This window comes from Pseudomonas sp. BSw22131 (assembly GCF_026810445.1).
GTDB classification, from domain to species: domain Bacteria; phylum Pseudomonadota; class Gammaproteobacteria; order Pseudomonadales; family Pseudomonadaceae; genus Aquipseudomonas; species Aquipseudomonas huanghezhanensis.
The window spans coordinates 1,617,279-1,632,726 of record NZ_CP113949.1; the positions used below are offsets into that span (position 1 = coordinate 1,617,279).

The following is a 15,448-nucleotide window of genomic DNA, read 5'->3' on the forward strand; positions in this document are numbered from 1 at the left end:
CCGCCAGCTTACGAGAGGCTGGACAGGTAATCGTCAAAGCCAAATTCACGAACCACATCGACTGTACCGTCGAGTTGTTTCACTACGATGGATGGCATTTTAAGGCCGTTGAACCAGTTTTTCTTGACCATGGTGTAGCCCGCCGCATCAACGAAAGACAGCCGGTCGCCGATGGCCAGCGGACGCTCGAATTGATACTCGCCGAAGATATCCCCGGCCAGGCAGGATTTGCCGCACACCATGTACGTGTGGTCGCCGTCGCTTGGCGCCAGCTTGGCGTTCAGGCGATAGATCAGCAGATCGAGCATGTGCGCTTCGATCGAGCTGTCCACCACGGCCAGATGCTTGCCGTTGTAGAGCGTGTCGAGCACGGTGACTTCCAGCGATGCGCTCTGGGTGATCGCGGCTTCGCCGGGCTCCAGATACACCTGAACGTCGTATTTTTGCGAGAAGGCCTTGAGACGGGCGCAGAAGGCGTCCAGCGGGTAGTCCTCGCCGGTGAAATGGATACCGCCGCCGAGGCTGACCCATTCGACCTTGTGCAGCAAATGGCCGAACCGTTCTTCAATGGTCGTCAGCATCTGCTCGAACAGGCTGAAGTCGCTGTTCTCACAATTGTTGTGGAACATGAAACCGGAAACCTGATCGATGACCTGCTCGATCTTCTCAGGGTCCCACTCGCCCAGTCGGCTGAACGGGCGTGCCGGGTCAGCCAGCAGATAATCGGAACTGCTCACCTGCGGATTGACGCGCAGCCCGCGCACCGTGCCCGCGCAGGCTTCGGAGAAACGCTGCAGCTGACCGATGGAATTGAAAATGATCTTGTCGCAGTTAGCGAGCATGTCTTCGATTTCATCGTCCGCCCACGCCACGCTGTAGGCGTGGGTTTCACCGGCAAACTTCTGACGGCCCAGCTTCAGTTCGTAGAGCGACGAAGAGGTGGTCCCGTCCATGTACTGCTGCATCAAATCGAACACAGACCAGGTCGCGAAACACTTGAGTGCCAGCAGTGCCTTCGCACCGGAATGCTCGCGCATGTACGCGATCTTTTCCATGTTGCGCACAAGCTTTTGTTTGTCGATGAGGTAATACGGCGTTTTGATCATTTCGAGGCCTCCAGCGTTGCCAGCCGAAAAAGGATGCGGATTGTGCCTTCACTTGATAGGGATCGAAAGGGTGAGGGGGGTGTTTTCGTGAATTTATCGACGTGCGTCGATCCCAACTCAGGTAGGAGCGCGCTTGCCCGCGAAGAGGTCGGTACATCCGGCAACGGTATGTTGCCTGATCCACCGCCTTCGCGGGCAAGCGCGCTCCTACACATCGAAACCCTGCAAATGGGTCACGGCAGAGACATCACGCGGAGCTGAAGACACAGCCCGATCAGGACGCGATAGTCGAATCTTCGCCGCCCGGCCAGTCCTTGGTCGGAATGTCGCTGATGGTGCCGTCTTTGACACCGTCGATGCCGTATCGCTCGATCGAGCCACCCAGCACTTGGGCGAAGTCATCAACCTTGGCCTGCTGCTGACCTTCCTTGACCAGCGCCGGGATGATCGCCCCAAGCACCGCCACGCCCGCGCCCAAGACGCCAAGCACGCCTGCTGCACCGGCCATGAAAGGAATGAAGCGCGGCAAATTGGCACCCACCAGCCCCAGGCTGCCCTCGACAGTTGAGGCCGCGCCCGCCAGGACACCCAGCGAACCGGCGGTGATCCCGAACCCACCGGTCAGATTGTCTCCGCGGCGAATCGCCTTCACGCCGTCGAAAATACCGTAGGCGCCTGCCGCGATGCCTGCGAGACCGCCCAGACCTTTGGCGGCTTCCTCGAACTTGCCTGCGATGACCTTGGCGTGCTCGCCGTCTTTGACGTTTTCCTTGGCCTTATCGAGCAAATCGCTGGGCAGCTTTCCGGTGCGCATATCCTCGACGGTCTGCTCGCTGTTTTTGATCGCGGTATCCAGATATTCCTTGTAGGCCTTGGTGCCGCCTTCGGTGAGCACGGTGGCGGTCTGAATCGATCCGGTGGTGATGTCGACGATGTTGCGCTCGGTCAGCTTGCCGCCGCTTTGTGCGCCGCGGGCAATGGTCACGCCAGCCAGGAAGATGCCGCTCACCACATGCAGCGTGCCGCTGTTGTAGGCAGCCTTGCCATCGCCGCTGACATCAAAGCTGCTCAGCGAGCCCATCTGGTCCAACCCCTTGATGCCTTGACGGAACACGTCCCAGTTGCCGCGCACGCCCGCCAGAATCTGATCGGTTGTGGCGGCGGTGCCGTCGGCGTTCATCAGCAGTTCCGGGGACTCCTTGCGCACCTGCTCGATCTGCTTGCGCACTTTGTCTTCATCCAGCTCTTCGCCGCCGTCCTTGCCGTAGGCGAGTTTCAGGTCGTCGAAGGTCGCGCCGTTGAAGGCGTTTTCCTGAACGATGCTGGAGAAGTTGTCATTGAGTTGTTTGTCCAGCGCCCCGGTGAACTCTGGGTCCAGCGTGGCGTTGTAAAGCGCCACTTCCATGCTGAAGGCACCGGCCGCTGCTTCCGGCGTCTGGGTCTTGAGCAACTCGCGCAAGCGCTCGCCCGAGGCCAGTGAGTCTTTGTAATAGGTGTTGAACGCTTCACTGTGGGAAGACTTGCCCACTGCCGACTGGATTTCGGCGGCGTTGTTGATACCGAGCATCGACTGCATTGTCTGCGCCGTGGCGTAGAAGTTGGTCAGGGCTTCCGGCTGGTCAGTCTTGCCATCCTTGGTCGCTGCGTCCCACGCCTTATCCAGCGCTTTGCCGGATTTTATCTGGTCCTCGTAGGTTTTGGTGATCGCGTCTTTGAGTTCGGGGCTGGACTCGAACATCGCCTTAATCGCGTCATCGCTGCTGGTCTTGAGGAATTCGGCCGTGGGCTTGTCGTTCTGCAGGAGGGTGATGTGATCGGTAATGTCCTTCAGAACCTTTTCCGGTTCCCACAGGGCGCCGGAACCATTGGCAATGGCTACCTTGCCGTAATCGTCGCCCCACATGCCTGCTTTGGCGCCATCGACCACCAGCTTTTGCGCATTCTGCAGGTCCAGCAACACGGCCGCCTTTTGTTCGGCTGTGTAGTTTTCCGGGTGTTCGAACACATCCGCGCCCAGCTTGCTGGTGTCGACGTTGTGAGTCGCGTTACCCGATACAACGCTCGATAACAGGCCGGTCAACGCGGTGGCGTCGGCCGGCGCAGTGGTCTTCAACCAGTTCTTGATGTCGCTCTTGCCGACCTTGCCGTCGGCGTTGTTGGCCAGTGGGTTGCTGGCGGTGTCGAGGACTTTGAAGGCGCCCGGCTGAGACCAGAACGCCAGCGCCTCTTTCTCTTGGCCGCTGAGCTGTGGGTTGGCGTCCTTGTAGTCCTTGATGTTCTGCTCGGTCAGCGCGCCGTCGGCGCCGGTCTTGCCGCTGATCGAGTCATATTTCTGCTCAAGGATGGCCGCGTACCGGGCGATTTGTTGTGAGCCTGCGTCGGCGTCGGGTTTGGCCTTGAGGAAATCTTTGTAGCTGGCGATATCCTCACTTGCCTGGGCCTTGGGTAGCGCGTCAAACCCCGACTTGCCGAAATCCTGCAAGCGACCGGCTTCGGTCCCGTGTCGTGCTTCGCCGCTCTTTGTGAAGCCGTCGACGCTGCTGTTGCTCACGTCTTTGCCGCTGAGCACCTTGCCGCTTTCGTCGTAGCCGACGATGCGATCCAGCACCTGGCCTGCGCGAAAGGCAGCATCAGGGTCGGTGTCGAAATCGCCGACCTGCTCTTTGAGCATGTCTTTCACGCCACTCTGGTTGCCCAGGTTTTTAAGCAGAGGGTTGGCTTCGATGATGTCCTGCGCCGAGCGTTCGTCACCTTCCGGTCGCTGCCACACGATACCTGTTGCCTCGGCTTTCTCGCGAGCAACCGGGTCATCGCCAGCCGAGCCCACGTGCTTGAGCTCGCCCTTCAGATTCTCGAAGCCATATTTGCCGAAGTCCTGAAGACGACCGGCCTCGGTGCCGTGACGGGCCTCCTGGCGGCTGGTGAAACCGTCGACCCTTCCGTTGTTCACATCCTTACTCGCGACACGGTTGCCGCCTTCATCCAGTTGCTCGATGTGTTCCAGCACCTGCGTCGCGCGATAGGCCGCATCGCGGTCGGTATCGAAATCGCCTACGCGGTCCTTGAGTTTCTCTTTCACGTCGCTCTGGTTGCCCAGGTTCTTGAGCAGTGGACTGTCATCGATAATCTGTTGCGCCGAGCGATTGTCGCCGTCGGGGAGTTGCCATTCGATCCCCGCGTCCTTGGCTTTGGCGCGCTCGACCGAATCGCCCCACAGGCCTTTAGTGGCGTTGCTGACGGTATCAGCGAGAACCTTGGGCAGGTTGGTGATCGTAAGAGACATCGCGGGGCTCCTTGAATGAAAAATGTGCCCCAAGGTAGACCGCAATGTGTGAAGAACAGATGACAGCGCGAACAGTCTGAAAGCCTTGTTTTACAAGGCCTGGATCAACATTTTCCAAGCAGGAAACCCCCTGGCGGAACGAGCCGCCAAGGGGCAGAAAAGCGACGGCTGGAAGGCCGTTGCTAGCGTTTATCTTCTCCATATTCGACGTGCAACTCCTCATCCAGTCGATTGCTGGAAGAGCCGCCTTCCTGCGGCGTTGCGTCGAAGTGCTGCCATTCGGCGCTCTGGAAGCGGAACAGGCTGTCGTCCGGTGGTGCTTCGCGTTCGCCGTATTCGTGAATCGAGTAATGCAGGTATTCGACTTTGTCGCCCCAGTTGTCCTGTAGCAGCCCGTCGGCGGCAAGGTCGCGATACCAGTCGTTCTCCTTCTCGCTGGCCTTCTGTTTTTTGTTGTGATCGACGAAATAACCAATGATCCCGCCGATGACCGCAAGCACCACACCCACCAGGAAAAACGGCCCTGTGAGTGCCGCCGCCGAACCCGCCCCGACCAGCGCCGCCGCACCCAGCACCCCGGCGGATGCGCCAAACGCGCCGGCCGCGATTTGCAGCCCGCCCGCAGCCTTGGCCAAGGGGTCGCCGGTCTCGATACCGCTCTTGATCGTGAATGCGCCCAACACGATATCGGCAAAACCGCCGACCACGTCGGTTGCAGGCCCGAGCACCTTGATCACCGAACCTGCGATCTTGCCGGCTTTGCCCGCTCCGAGTTTGGCAGCGCCTGCGCCTGTCACGGCATCATCAAGCCGCGCAGTGATGCCGCCCTGGACTTTCTCGGCGTCGGCGAACGTGCCCTTGCCATCGCCCAGGATGTCGGAGATATCCGGGGTGATGTCCAGTGCGCTGCTGATCTTGTTTTTCATTGCCTCGGAGAGATTGGGGTCACGCACTTCAACCATCGGCGACTGAACGCCTTCCTTGCCCCAGATTTCGGGCAGGGTTTTGTCCAGCCCCAGGAAATCGACCATGCCGCCTTTGCCCACAAGGTCCGCCACGGCATCGCCGAGCTTGATGAAGTGGCTGCCTGCACCGGCAAAGCTCAGGAAGTCCTTGGCAATCGCCAGCCTTTGCAGCGGCGTTTCGGCGAGTTTTCCGCCATTGCCCGCCAGTTGGTAAATCCCGGAGAACAGCGACACGCCCGCACCCATTGAGCCGAGAATGCCTTTGGTGTTCAGCGCACTGAAGACTTCCCCCAGCTTGCCGCGCTCGGCAATAGGGACGTAGGACTTGGAAAGCGCGGTTTTGATATCGGCTTCGGAAATGCTGCCCTTGGTTTTGTAGGCCTCACCCAGCTCTTGCAAGGCCTTGCTGACAGCGGAAGACTTCTCCTTGCCCTGCATGCCTTCTTCGAGAAACTTTTCGATGGTCTCCTGCGTACGGCGGGGCAGGTCGAGCAATTCGCCCTTGAGTACGCTTTTGAGCAGACCAAACATGTCCTTGGTCGCCAGCTCGGTGTTTTCTTCCGAGATCTTGCTCGGGTCGCTGATCAGGTCGTTGAGATCGCTGGTCAAGCCATCGGCCTGAATATTCTGCGCTGCCTTGGTAGCGGCATCCGGGTCGAACAGCGACAACGACGTCAGGGTATCGCTCAAGTCCTGCTGCGCTTCATGGGCCTTGCCCTGTTTCTGCAGGTCCTTGAGGTACGTCACGTAGTCAGGATTATTGGTCAGGTCCAGCAGCTTTTGCTTGATCTCATCCTTGTTCGGAATGTGACCGATGGCGCTGTCCATCTGCGCCTTGTAATCGGCCGTGACAGTGGGGTCGGAGAACAGCGTGCTGATCTGCTCCTGCAATGCGCCGCCGTCGATGATGTCGTGCATGTCAGCCGACGACAGCTCGGTCTGCTTGTCATCGAACACGCGCCAGGTGCCCCCAAACGCCCCCGGTTCCTCTTCGTACCCGGTCAGGCCCCGTCCGTTCTGATAAGCCGCCTGCGCTTCAAGTGCGCGGACCAGCTTCGCGCGGTTGTCATCTTTGGGGATCGAGCCGTCCTTGACACCCGCACGGTAAGTGTCCAGCAGCTCTTTGGTCGCCAGTTCACTGACGGTCAGTTCGGGGGATTTGTCATCTTTCGGATCGGCTTTCACGCCGGTGTTGAGGTTGAGCACGTCCAGTTCGTCTTTGGGCGGCAGATCGGAACCGCTGCGGGTGTTATCAACCTCGGTCTTGGTCCAGGCTTCCCACTTGGCGACGACGTCGTCGTACAGCTGCGGACTCAGCTCCTTGGAAACGATGACCTTGCCTTCGCTGGTCTCGTAGCGAATCAGACCGTTGCCCAGCTCATCGGGTGAGCCGAAGGTTATGTCGGTGTTCTTGAGAAAGTCATTGGGACCGGCGAGCTTGTAGCCCCCGGCCTCAGAGGTGTGGATCTGGCTCCAGGTTTCACTGGCGGTGCTGGCGCTTTTGAACAGCTCAGGCGTCAGGTCTTTGGAGACCACCACCTTGCTGCCGTCCTGTTTTTCGTAGGTCAGGGTTTCGCCTTCCTGGCCCACTGTCCAGGCGAAGTTCTTGTAGTCGTTGAGCTCGGGGATGGGGGTGTTCTGGTCGGCCAGCGTTGCTCCACCCGAGACGGCGGTGTTGACGTCAGCGGACTTGGCCGGGTCGTCGATGATCTCGCGCAGCGAAGTCAGGTAGTCGAACAGCTTGGGGTTGTCGTCGCGGGCAACGATGACTTTGTCAGTGCCGTTGTCGTAACGAATCAAGTCCGGGCCGACCTCGTCTTTGGCACCGACTGTGGTGCCGGTGGCAGGCGGCCAGACCTCGTTGTCGGTGGCACGACGGTAACCCCCGGCTTCGCTTTCACGCATCCCGACCAGCCCTGCGTAGGCGTCGTTGACTGCTTTGAACAGCTCGGGGTTGTCGCGTTCGGAAACCACATGCTTGGCCCCGTCCTGGGTGACGTAGCGCACCACGCCAGGGCCCACTTCTTCGGCTGGACCAATGACCAGATATTCGCCGAATTTCGGCGGTGGCTGATCGGCGCCCACACGCTGATAGCCGTCCGCTTCGCTGGCATTGATACCGGACAAGGCTTTGAAGTCTGCAGAGATCTGCTTGAACAGCTCAGGGTTGTCCTGCTCGGCCAGGATCACTTTCTTGCCGTCCTGAGTGACGTAGCGGATCAGCCCCGGACCTTTTTCATCGGGCGGGCCGATGAACGCGTACTCGCCCAAAGTCCCGGGAGTGGCTGCGTCCGTGGCTGCCAATTCGTAGCCCTCGGAGACACTTTCCTTGATGGCCTGGAGAGTGGGGCGGTCATCGACCACCTGTTTGAACATTTTGGGATTCGAAGACTTGCTGACCAGCACCTGCTCGCCGTCCTGCGTGACATAACGCACGGTGTCCGCCGCCACCGTTCCCGGCTCTTCGATGGTCTTGTAGTCCTTGAGTGCCGGGGCTTTTTCATCCGGTGTGGCCGGGCGATATTGATCGGCGTTTTTCACGCTGCTTTTGAGCACAGCGGTGAACACGGTCTTCAGCGCGACGGCGCTCGGTGAGACGGGTTTCGAATCGGGCGTGCTGCTCAAGGGGCGGGTCGACATGGGATTGAACTCCTGTTTGAACCGTTCGGCCGAAGACGCCAGGGGCGCGCCGAAGCATCATCAAGTCATGACCCCGACTGGGGCGGAATACGAGCCTGTAAAGCGTGCGGATAACTTTTATCCTCGCCGAGCCTCGTGCAGCAGATAGCCAATGAATAGCGGCGTCTTATTGTTTTATCAGCCGTCGATGCGGCGGCGTTATGACTGCAAAAGTGTGACCCGATAAGGGGGCTGGGTTCGCGGCGCAGGCGGTTGATACGTCATGCAACGACGGGGTTAGAACTTCACTGTTGATCAGCGGGTTGTTTTGCCCGTGCAATTTTTATTGCAGTACCTGCTCTGTCGCTCAGGCCGAAACACTATCAGAGTGTCACGACTCGTGGCGGATCACGCGGGCGTTTTCACAACGTTTCACAACCAGAGAGCCTAGCGGGCTGTGGCTTGCAGCGAGTTTCTCGTTGGGCGTGCCGGCGCGTTTACGGTGAGTTGGATGCGCATAACTGCGATGACAACCTATAAGAATAAAGTTCAGAAATGAGAGGAAATATATTTATAAAGTTGCCTTCGCCCAGTGTTTGTAGGTGGAGGCTAAATGATGTCATTGCTTCTTGTGCGGGGTTTATTACTTGCCATGCCGCGTTTCACAAGTTTTCACAGCCGTGGCTAAATTCATCTGCGTACTATTGTTTCGTGCAGCACGGTGGCAGCGAAATTAGTTTGTCATGAAGTCAGTTTACTGTGATGCATGAAGTACCCATGTGCCGCTTTGCGGCTGAAGACATCCCCATCCTAAGTAAGGAGATTCAAAATGGCTGAAGTCCCTCCAGCAAGCTCAGGCGGCGGCGCAGATGCAGCGATCGCTAAAATGGAAGCCACCTTCAACATGGCTATCGAGAAGTCGGCAAAGATCACCGAACTGACCACAGCCAAAAAAGCTGAGCTCGACGCGACCAAGCAACGTCCTCAGAACTGACGTTGCTGTGCGGGCAGTTCAAAGGCTGCCCGCACTACCTGTTTATTTCGCTTCAACGCACCTTTATTTTTCCGGCGTCTAACTCGCCCTTGCCTGCGCACACCACTCGGGTAACTCGATATGACAGCCCTGATTTTCCTCACCTCGGCGCCGGGCTCATCGGCACCAGGAAAAAGCATTCCACTGCTTAGCGTGACCCGCGGCTTGCATCAAGGGGTCACTCTGCCTCTGGACAAAGCCGCCTACGTCATCGGCAGTGCCGAGCACGCGGACCTGCTGATCAGCGACCCCGGTATTGCCGAACGGCACATGGCGCTGCGGTTCTCTTCCGGCCAGGTGGCGGTCGAGGCACTGGGCGGCGATGTGACCGTCATTGCACGTAACGGCCAGGCCATAAACATCCCCGTTGGCAGCGGTCATCGCGCGCGCCTTCCCTTGGATATTCGCCTGGGAGATGCCCGTCTGACCCTGACCGATCCCGCTCAACCGCAGGTCCCTGTCGAAGGCGGCGTGCCGGTATGGCGGCGCAAGCCACAGTGGATACTGGCGCTGTTGTTGATGTTTTTGTGCGTGGGCGCGTTTGCGTTTCGCGGCCAGCCCGCATCGCCAGCGGGCAGCGTCCTTCGCGAAGACATGGCGACTTCATCCCCTGTACCAAACCCTCCGGCTGCCACTTCTGAAGAAGCCAGAGTGTGGCTTGAACAACAACTGACAGCGTCCAGCCTGAACCAGATCAAGGTCAGTGAAATCGACGGCCAACTGAGCGCCCAAGGCAGCTACGACCCAGCGAAAAAAGGTCAGTGGGTGAGCGTGCAGCAAGCCTATGACGCGCGCTTCGGGCAGCAAGTGGTGTTGCATCAAAGCGTGGCCCCGCGTACCGAAATCGCCAAACCCCGCGTGCGCTTTCAGGCGGTGTGGTTCGGCGCTAATCCCTACGTCGTGAATGAAAGCGGCAAGCGTTTGTACCCCGGCGCGGCGCTGGCCGATGACTGGATGCTGGAGCGCATCGAAAACAACCAGGTGATTCTCGCCCGGGGTGAAGACAGGTTCACGTTCACCCTATGAGAATCGACCCGCGTCCTGCGTTACCGGTCACGGCCGACAAAACGGCAGGGGTGCAGGCGCTCCAGCCGGCAGCTCATCGCCAGGGCGCTCGTTTCGAAGCCGTCCTGAGTAAGCGCGAGGTCGCGGCCCGTCGCTCATTGCGCAGCGATGTCGAGCAGTCATCGAACGCCGCTGGCATCAGCGCCGAGCTGTTCGGCAGCACCCGTTCGCTGGAAATTCTGGAGTACGTACTGGACAGCGTGTTGCCCGCCCTGGACGCCGAGCCCGAGATAAAGGCGCTGGCCCACGAACTGATCAGCGAGGAAATCGACATGCGCCGCACACTTGAGCAACAGCGCGCCGAGGTGCAGGCCTGATGCCGGGGCAACGCCTTCATCGCGAAGACCAGGACGCCGTCGAGTTGCTCAAGGGCATGGGCGAACTGTACCGCCGTGGCGGTCAATCCCGGCGCGGGCTGGTCATGCTGCTGATTGCGGCGCACCTCTCGCCCCGTGATCCGCTGCTGTTGCGCAACCTGGCAATGGCATTTACCGACAGCGGCCAGCCGGACCGAGCCTTGAGCGCGCTGGACCGGTTGGTGGACGAGGAGGGTGAAACCCCCGGCGTGCTGCTGTTGCGCAGTCGTGCATTGTGGGCAGCGGCCCGAAGGGAAGAGGCGCGGCAGTGCTTCAAACATTACCTGGCCGCCCGGAGAGCCGCGCAATGATGCCGATCATGAACCGCCTCAACGCCCTGGCCCGTATGGCCGCCAAGCGCAGTGACGTGATCATTGTCGCGTTCATGCTGATGGCCATCGTGATGATGATCATCCCGTTGCCGACCTGGCTGGTTGATGCGCTGATCGGCCTGAACATCTCGCTGAGCATCCTGATCCTGATCGTCGCTTTTTACATTTCCCACTCGGTGGAGTTCTCGGCACTGCCGCCGCTGATCCTGCTGAGCACACTGTTTCGCCTGTCGCTGTCGATCACCACCACGCGCCTGATCCTGCTGGACGGCAACGCCGGGCACATCGTCAAAGCGTTCGGGGACTTTGTCATCGCAGGGCAAGTGGTGGTCGGACTGGTGGTGTTTCTGATCATCACGGTTGCGCAGTTTGTGGTGATCACCAAAGGCGCCGAGCGGGTGGCTGAAGTGGCGGCGCGCTTCACCCTCGACGCGATGCCCGGCAAACAGATGAGCATCGATAACGACCTGCGCAATGGTGACATCGATCAGCCTGAAGCCCGTCGCCGCCGCTCGCGCCTTGAGCGTGAAAGCCAAATGTTCGGCGCCATGGACGGTGCGATGAAGTTCGTCAAAGGCGATGCGATTGCCGGGCTGGTGATTCTGTCGGTGAACCTGTTGGGCGGCATGCTGATCGGCATGCTCGAACGCGGTATGTCCTTCGGCGATGCAGTGCACACCTACTCGCTGCTGACAGTGGGCGATGGACTGATCGCGCAGATCCCGGCGCTGTTGATTTCAGTGGCAGCCGGAACGGTGGTCACCCGCGTCAACAGCGATAACGTTGAAGGCAACCTGGGCACCGAGATCCTTCAACAGCTGGGTGCCAGCCACATGGCGTTGGGTTTGACGGCGTTGATTCTGCTGGGCGTCGCATGGCTGCCAGGTTTTCCGGCGCTGGTTTTCATCGCGCTTGCGGCGGTTTTCGGGGTGGCGGCGTTGACGATGTATCGACGTGGCCAGATTGCCGAGGTCGTGCCGACTCAGGACATGGTCCAGGCATCGGAGTCTGATTTGCCGGTGCCCGAGCAACCGCAACTGCTGGCCAAACCGCTGGACAGCCGCCTGCTGCTGAGCCTGGGGTCCGCACTGGCCCGGGCCGCGCCCGAGCATCCGCTGCAGCAGCGAATCGAATCGCTGTGTCATGAGATTCGCAGCGATCTGGGCATCGAAGTTCCGCTTCCCGATCTCTACCTTGACCCTGCCATGACGGGCAACCGGTTTGTCATTGAGCTGGAAGGCGTGCCGGTCAGTGAGGGGGAGTTGCCTGCCGATTGCCTGCTGCTCAAAGACGATCCGGTGCATGTGCAACTGCTCGACATCCCGACGCTGGAAGCCGACTCCCCGTTGAGTCGTCGGCCTGCGCACTGGATCGAGCGGCATCATCAGGACAGCTTGCAGGAGGCGGGTGTCGGCTTTCTTCAGACTGACGAAGTGCTGCGCGCCGTGGTCGACCGCACCCTGCGCCGTTATGCCGCCGACTTTCTCGGCATTCAGGAAACCCGCGCGATTCTGGAGCGCATGGAAGGGACCTACGGCGAGCTGGTCAGGGAAGTGCTGCGCATCGTGCCTTTGCAGCGCATCGCCGAGGCGCTGCGGTTGCTCGTCGCCGAAGGTGTCTCGATACGCAATCAGCGTGCGCTGCTCGAAGCGATGGTCGAGTGGGGCGCTCGCGAAGCCGATGCAGCACGTCTGGCCGAGCAACTGCGGGCGGCGCTCGCCCGCCAGATCAGCCACCAGTTTGCTGACCGCAACCGGGTTATCAGTGCATTCGTGCTGGCGCCTGCGCTGGAAGAACAGCTGCGGTCCGGTTTGCGCCGTCAGGAAAACAATCGTGACTCGCTGCCCGAGAGCAGTAATCGTGCACTGCTGACGCAATTGCGGCAGGCCAGTGAACGCCTGCCGGACGAGGACCAGACGGTGTTGCTGGTGCACCCCGAATTGCGTCGCGGTATGCGCCGTCTTGTGGTGCGCGGAGAACTGGAGCTGGCTGTGCTGTCGTTCCGCGACCTGGCCGGTGAATACAACTTGCAGGCCGTCGGCACCATCAGCCTGACCGAGATCACCAACCGCCGCTCAGCCAGCGGCGTTCCCATTACTTCCATGGCGACTGCCTCATGACGTGTACTCCGCTGTTTCGCTCGCACGCCGTCTTCGGTTTGTGGATGGCTGCCGTTGCAGCGCTGATGCTGCCCGTGATTGCCTGCGCCCAGAACATCGCCAAAGGCAGCACCGGCACCATCGACCTGGCATCGGGCGAGGGGCGCATCCTCAACTTCAAGGCGCCGGTGGATTCAGTGCTGGTCGCTGAACCTGGCATTGCCGATTTGCAGGTGGTCTCCCCGGGGGTGATTTACGTGTTCGGTAAAGCGCCAGGGCAGACTAGCCTGATTGCCCTTGGCCCCGATGGCGAGCAACTGGCGGCCTTGAGCCTTGCGGTCAGCAGCGGCACGCAGGCGGTCAGTCGTCCGTTGAAGACGATGAACCCCGGCAGCAGCGTGCAGATCAGCGGTGCCGGCAATCGGGTCATGGCCAAAGGCAGTGCCAAGAGCGTGGGTGAGGCGACCGACCTGAACGCCCTGCTCGGTACCGAAGGGCAGGAATTCAAAACCGCGATCAACGGTGCGTCCTACGAAGGTTCGGCACAGGTCAATATCCGCGTGCGGTTTGCCGAAGTGTCGCGGTCAGAGCTGCTGCGCTATGGCGTGAACTGGAATGCGCTGTTCAACAACGGCACCTTTTCATTCGGCCTGCTGACCGGCGGCGCACTGGCGGCGGACGCGGCCAGCGGAGCGTCTAACGTGGTGAGCGCCGGCCTCGCATCAGGCAACGTCAATATCGACGCGATGCTTGAGGCGCTGCAAAGCAACGGCATTCTCGAGATCCTCGCCGAGCCCAATATCACCGCCATGACTGGCCAGACGGCAAGCTTTCTGGCCGGCGGTGAAGTGGCCGTGCCGGTCCCGGTCAACAGCGATCTGGTGGGCATCGAATACAAGCAATACGGCGTGTCGCTGTTGTTCAGTCCGACCGTACTCCCCAATGACCGCATCGCCCTGCAAGTGCGTCCCGAAGTCAGCAGCCTGATGGGCTCCAGCACCGTCAGTGTGGGTGGCTATCAGGTGCCTTCGTTCCGGGTACGCCGTGCTGACACCCGCGTCGAAGTCGGCAGCGGCCAGACCTTCGCCATCGCCGGACTGTTCCAGCGTGAAAGCAGCCAGGACGTCGAGAAGGTGCCGATGCTGGGTGACATGCCGATCCTCGGCAATCTGTTCCGCTCCAAACGCTTCCAGCGCAACGAAACCGAGCTGGTGATTCTCATCACGCCTTACCTGGTGCAGCCGGTCCGGTCCCGAACACTCGCCACGCCACTGGACGCCCGCCCCGAAGCCGCCACCACAGCTTCGGCGGGGCCGCGCAACGGCGGCATGTTCGGCTTCTACATGAATTGACCCAAGGAGCAACCATGAATCGTGCATTGTCATCGCTGCTGCTGGCCGGGGTCTTTCTGGTGACGCTGACTGGCTGCAAGACTCACCTGGACCCTGCGTCGTATTCGCCGGATTACCAGGCGCTGAAACGTGCTGACGGCCGGGTCGAACTGATTCCCGTGGAATGCCTGAAACCGTCCCCCGAGGACCAGTTTGGCGTCGACGAAGAAGAATACGTGCCTTTGCTGCCCCCCGGCTGCGCCAACAACCTCACGCTGCTGCAGATGGTTGAACAGCGTGGGGATCTGATGCAGGGCAGGGCGAGTGGGGCGACGATGGCCGCGCCAGTTGGGCGTGCGGCGCAGGTGTACATCGACGGCTACGACCGCGAGGAACTGCGCCGCAGACTGACCGAGCAGCAGGCCAAAGCCGACAAGCAGGAGGGGCAATGACCGGCGTGCAATCAGTGGGTATCGATCAGGCCCAGTTCGCGGGCCTGGGCCTGCGGGTCTTTGATCGCCTTGATGCGGCGGGCCTCGGTGAGCAGCGTTTTGCGCTCGGCGTCGGGAATGTCATCCAGCGTCAGCGCCCGGATGTCTTTTTCGCGTCCGGCGAGCACGGTGATCAACAGCTCGTTGCGTTGGTGCCGGGGCAGCGCCCGCGCCGATTCGCTCACCGTACGAATACTGTCCAGCGCCAGTTGCGGCTTGTCGCCCAGGGCGTAGGCCAGCGCAAGGTTGCATCGGGTGTCCAGATCGTTGGGCGCCAGCGCGAGGCTCTTGCTGAAGGCGGCCTGCGCAGCGTCGGCCTGGCCACGCAATATCTGGGCAATGCCCAGCCGGTTGAAGGCTTGGGGTTGGTTGGGTTGTGCACTGGCCTGGGTCAGCACGGTCACTGCTCGGTCCAGCTTGCCCTGACGCAGTTGCGCCGTGCCCAGACCCAGCAACGCGGCGGCGCTGTCGGGCGCAAGCTCCAGCGCTTGCTGATAGGCGCGCTCGCTACCTCGCGCATCACCGCTGGCCAGTCGCATTTCGCCCAGTTTCAGCCAGGCGTCCAGTTGCGCTTGCGGCTGCTGGGTGGCCTTCTCGTAAAGCCCGGCAGCGGTCACGGTATCGCCACGGCTTTCCAGATCAGCCGCCAGGTGCATGAAGCGTTCATAGCTGCTGTCGGAGGCGGGCTGAGTGGCGCAGGACGCCATCGTGACACCGGCGAGCAACATCAACGTGGAGGCAAAACGGCTGGGCATAGACAAGGCTCTT

At 60.6% G+C, this 15,448-nt stretch carries 11 protein-coding genes; 7 read left to right on the forward strand and 4 right to left on the reverse strand.

Annotation, left to right across the window (positions count from 1 at the left end; genetic code table 11):
* Window positions 1-8 precede the first annotated feature (8 nt).
* From OYW20_RS07255 to OYW20_RS07265, 3 genes are all read right to left on the reverse strand, one after another.
* Complete coding sequence (locus OYW20_RS07255) at window positions 9-1,106, reverse strand: carboxynorspermidine decarboxylase (protein ID WP_268800024.1); 1,098 nt, start codon at window positions 1,104-1,106, stop codon at window positions 9-11.
* Window positions 1,107-1,380: 274 nt separating this feature from the next.
* Complete coding sequence (locus OYW20_RS07260) at window positions 1,381-4,389, reverse strand: type III effector HrpK domain-containing protein (RefSeq protein ID WP_268800025.1); 3,009 nt, start codon at window positions 4,387-4,389, stop codon at window positions 1,381-1,383.
* A 182-nt stretch (window positions 4,390-4,571) separates the two neighbouring features.
* Window positions 4,572-7,994 carry a hypothetical protein gene (locus OYW20_RS07265; RefSeq protein WP_268800026.1) on the reverse strand — a complete coding sequence of 1,141 codons (3,423 nt, stop codon included), beginning with the start codon at window positions 7,992-7,994 and terminating at the stop codon, window positions 4,572-4,574.
* A gap of 808 nt (window positions 7,995-8,802) precedes the next feature.
* Here OYW20_RS07265 and OYW20_RS07270 point away from each other — a divergent pair.
* The 7 genes from OYW20_RS07270 to OYW20_RS07300 all read left to right on the forward strand — a co-directional run bounded on the left by OYW20_RS07270 (window position 8,803) and on the right by OYW20_RS07300 (window position 14,641).
* Window positions 8,803-8,967: a hypothetical protein gene (locus OYW20_RS07270; RefSeq protein ID WP_268800027.1), complete on the forward strand. Its 165-nt coding sequence runs from the start codon at window positions 8,803-8,805 to the stop codon at window positions 8,965-8,967.
* A 120-nt stretch (window positions 8,968-9,087) separates the two neighbouring features.
* Window positions 9,088-10,032, forward strand: a complete 945-nt coding sequence (locus OYW20_RS07275; RefSeq protein ID WP_268800028.1) for a SctD/MshK family protein — start codon at window positions 9,088-9,090, stop codon at window positions 10,030-10,032.
* Window positions 10,029-10,388, forward strand: coding sequence for a hypothetical protein (locus OYW20_RS07280; protein ID WP_268800029.1), 360 nt, complete (start codon window positions 10,029-10,031; stop codon window positions 10,386-10,388). Before OYW20_RS07275 ends, OYW20_RS07280 begins: the two co-directional genes overlap by 4 nt.
* Window positions 10,388-10,738 (forward strand): type III secretion apparatus assembly chaperone SctY, encoded by a 351-nt coding sequence (gene sctY, locus OYW20_RS07285; protein WP_268800030.1) that lies wholly within the window; start codon window positions 10,388-10,390, stop codon window positions 10,736-10,738. Before OYW20_RS07280 ends, sctY begins: the two co-directional genes overlap by 1 nt.
* A complete protein-coding gene (gene sctV, locus OYW20_RS07290; protein WP_268801073.1) occupies window positions 10,738-12,879 on the forward strand; it encodes a type III secretion system export apparatus subunit SctV in 2,142 nt (713 codons plus the stop codon). Before sctY ends, sctV begins: the two co-directional genes overlap by 1 nt.
* Before the next feature lie 44 nt (window positions 12,880-12,923).
* Window positions 12,924-14,210, forward strand: coding sequence for a type II and III secretion system protein family protein (locus OYW20_RS07295; protein ID WP_268801074.1), 1,287 nt, complete (start codon window positions 12,924-12,926; stop codon window positions 14,208-14,210).
* A gap of 14 nt (window positions 14,211-14,224) precedes the next feature.
* Window positions 14,225-14,641: a hypothetical protein gene (locus OYW20_RS07300; RefSeq protein WP_268800031.1), complete on the forward strand. Its 417-nt coding sequence runs from the start codon at window positions 14,225-14,227 to the stop codon at window positions 14,639-14,641.
* Between the two features lie 11 nt (window positions 14,642-14,652).
* Here the strand turns inward: OYW20_RS07300 and OYW20_RS07305 are convergent, their stop codons facing one another.
* Window positions 14,653-15,435, reverse strand: a complete 783-nt coding sequence (locus OYW20_RS07305; RefSeq protein WP_268800032.1) for a tetratricopeptide repeat protein — start codon at window positions 15,433-15,435, stop codon at window positions 14,653-14,655.
* Window positions 15,436-15,448 lie beyond the last annotated feature (13 nt).

Excerpts from the sequence above, each read along its gene's own strand:
- OYW20_RS07265 (WP_268800026.1), bottom strand. The coding sequence starts at position 7,994 with ATGTCGACCCGCCCCTTGAGCAGCACGCCCGATTCGAAACCCGTCTCA.
- OYW20_RS07280 (WP_268800029.1), top strand. The coding sequence starts at position 10,029 with ATGAGAATCGACCCGCGTCCTGCGTTACCGGTCACGGCCGACAAAACG.
- OYW20_RS07300 (WP_268800031.1), top strand. The coding sequence starts at position 14,225 with ATGAATCGTGCATTGTCATCGCTGCTGCTGGCCGGGGTCTTTCTGGTG.
- sctV (WP_268801073.1), top strand. The coding sequence starts at position 10,738 with ATGCCGATCATGAACCGCCTCAACGCCCTGGCCCGTATGGCCGCCAAG.
- OYW20_RS07255 (WP_268800024.1), bottom strand. The coding sequence starts at position 1,106 with ATGATCAAAACGCCGTATTACCTCATCGACAAACAAAAGCTTGTGCGC.
- OYW20_RS07305 (WP_268800032.1), bottom strand. The coding sequence starts at position 15,435 with ATGCCCAGCCGTTTTGCCTCCACGTTGATGTTGCTCGCCGGTGTCACG.
- sctY (WP_268800030.1), top strand. The coding sequence starts at position 10,388 with ATGCCGGGGCAACGCCTTCATCGCGAAGACCAGGACGCCGTCGAGTTG.
- OYW20_RS07275 (WP_268800028.1), top strand. The coding sequence starts at position 9,088 with ATGACAGCCCTGATTTTCCTCACCTCGGCGCCGGGCTCATCGGCACCA.
- OYW20_RS07295 (WP_268801074.1), top strand. The coding sequence starts at position 12,924 with ATGGCTGCCGTTGCAGCGCTGATGCTGCCCGTGATTGCCTGCGCCCAG.
- OYW20_RS07270 (WP_268800027.1), top strand. The coding sequence starts at position 8,803 with ATGGCTGAAGTCCCTCCAGCAAGCTCAGGCGGCGGCGCAGATGCAGCG.
- OYW20_RS07260 (WP_268800025.1), bottom strand. The coding sequence starts at position 4,389 with ATGTCTCTTACGATCACCAACCTGCCCAAGGTTCTCGCTGATACCGTC.